At 71.3% G+C, this 2,198-nt stretch carries 1 protein-coding gene; it reads right to left on the reverse strand.

The window, feature by feature from the left end; all coding sequences use genetic code 11:
• A partial coding sequence (locus ACIBLA_RS37550; RefSeq protein ID WP_399201146.1) for a heavy metal translocating P-type ATPase occupies positions 1-2,198 on the reverse strand: 2,198 nt, incomplete at both ends.

A 2,198-nucleotide genomic window follows, 5' to 3' on the forward strand; every position in this document is an offset into this window, starting at 1 on the left:
GCCTTGAAGCTGCGGAGTCGTAGGGAGTTGCCGACGACGAAGACGGAGGAGAAGGCCATGGCGGCGCCGGCGATCATGGGGTTGAGGAGTCCTGCGGCTGCGAGGGGGAGTGCGGCGACGTTGTAGCCGAAGGCCCAGAAGAGGTTGCTTTTGATGGTGCCGAGGGTGCGGCGGGAGAGGCGGATGGCGTCGGCCGCGGCGCGGAGGTCGCCGGTGACGAGGGTGAGGTCGCCGGCTTCGATGGCGGCGTCGGTGCCGGTGCCCATGGCGAGGCCGAGGTCGGCCTGGGCGAGGGCGGCGGCGTCGTTGACGCCGTCGCCGACCATCGCGACGGTCCTGCCTTCGGCCTGGAGGCGTTTGACGACGTCGACCTTGTCCTCGGGCATGACTTCGGCGATGACCTGGGTGATGCCGACGTCTCTGGCGACGGCTTCGGCGACGGTTTTGTTGTCGCCGGTGAGCAGGACGGGGGTCAGGCCCAGGGCGCGCAGGCGGCGGACGGCTTCGGTGCTGGTGTCCTTGACGGCGTCGGCGACCTCCAGGATGCCGCGTGCCTGGCCGTCCCAGGCGACGGCGACGACGGTGCGGCCTTCTGTCTCCGCCTCCTGCTTGCGGTGCTCGAGGTCCTGGGGGAGGTGGATCTCCCATTCGGCGAGGAGCCTGGTGCGGCCGACGAGGACGGCGTGGCCTTCGACGATGCCCTGGACGCCGAGGCCGGCGATGTTCGCGAAGTCCTCGGGGGTGGGCAGGGGGCCGGTCTTCTCGGTGGCTCCGGTGGCGACGGCGCGGGCGATGGGGTGTTCGGAGGCGTGTTCCAGCGCTCCTGCCAGGCGCAGGAGTTCGCTCTCGTTCGTGGTGTCGGTGGTGTGTGCGGCCAGGAGGGTCATCCTGCCGGTGGTGACGGTGCCGGTCTTGTCGAGGACGATGGTGTCCGCTTTGCGGGTTGATTCGAGGACTTCGGGGCCCTTGATGAGGATGCCGAGCTGGGCGCCGCGTCCGGTGCCGACCATGAGGGCGGTGGGGGTGGCCAGGCCCAGGGCGCAGGGGCAGGCGATGATCAGGACGGCGACGGCGGCGGTGAACGCGGCGGTGAGGCCGGCCCCGTTGCCGAGCCAGAAGCCGAGGGTGCCCAGGGCGAGGGCGATGACGACGGGGACGAACACGGCGGAGATCCGGTCGGCCAGGCGCTGGGCGGCGGCCTTGCCGTTCTGGGCGTCCTCGACCATGCGGGCCATGCGGGCGAGCTGGGTGTCGGAGCCGACGCGGGTGGCCGTGACGACCAGCCGGCCCCCGGCGTTGAGGGTCGCGCCGGTGACGCTGTCGCCGGGGGCGACCTCCACCGGCACGGACTCACCGGTCAGCATCGAGGCGTCGACCGCGGAGGTGCCCTCGGCCACGGTGCCGTCGGTGGCGATCTTCTCGCCGGGCCTCACGACGAACCGGTCACCGGCCGCCAGCTCAGCGGTGGGCACCCGCACCTCGCCCCCGTCACGCAGGACGGTGACCTCCTTCGCGCCCAGCTCCATCAGCGCCCGCAGCGCGGCACCGGCCTTGCGCTTGGCACGCGCCTCGAAGTACCGGCCGGCCAGGATGAACGCGGTGACACCCGCCGCCGCCTCCAGATAGATGTTCCCCGACCCGTCAGTGCGCGCGATCGTCAGCTCGAACGGATGCGTCATCCCCGGCGTGCCGGCCGTTCCGAAGAACAGCGCCCACAGCGACCACAGGAACGCCGCCGACGTTCCCACCGAGATCAGCGTGTCCATCGTCGCCGCACCGTGGCGGGCATTGGTCCACGCCGCACGGTGGAACGGCCACGCCGCGTACGTCACCACCGGCGCGGCCAGCGTCAGCGACAGCCACTGCCAGTACTCGATCTGCAGAGCCGGCACCATCGCCATCGCGATCACCGGCACCGACAGAACAACCGCCGTGACCAACCGCTGCCGCAACGGCCGGAGTTCATCGCTCTCCGCGCTCTCCCGCCGGTCCTCGCCCGTCCCCGACGAGGCACCGCCGCCCGCCGCACGCGGCGGGGGCGGCTCGGCGGCCGTATACCCCGTCGCCTCGACCGTCGCGATCAGATCCCCGACGGACACCGCCTCGCCCTGATAACTGACCCTGGCCTTCTCCGTCGCGTAATTGACGGTCGCCTCGACACCGTCCATACGATTCAGCTTCTTCTCGATACGAGCCGC

The sequence above is a fragment of the Streptomyces sp. NPDC050433 genome (assembly GCF_044458565.1).
Taxonomy (GTDB): domain Bacteria; phylum Actinomycetota; class Actinomycetes; order Streptomycetales; family Streptomycetaceae; genus Streptomyces.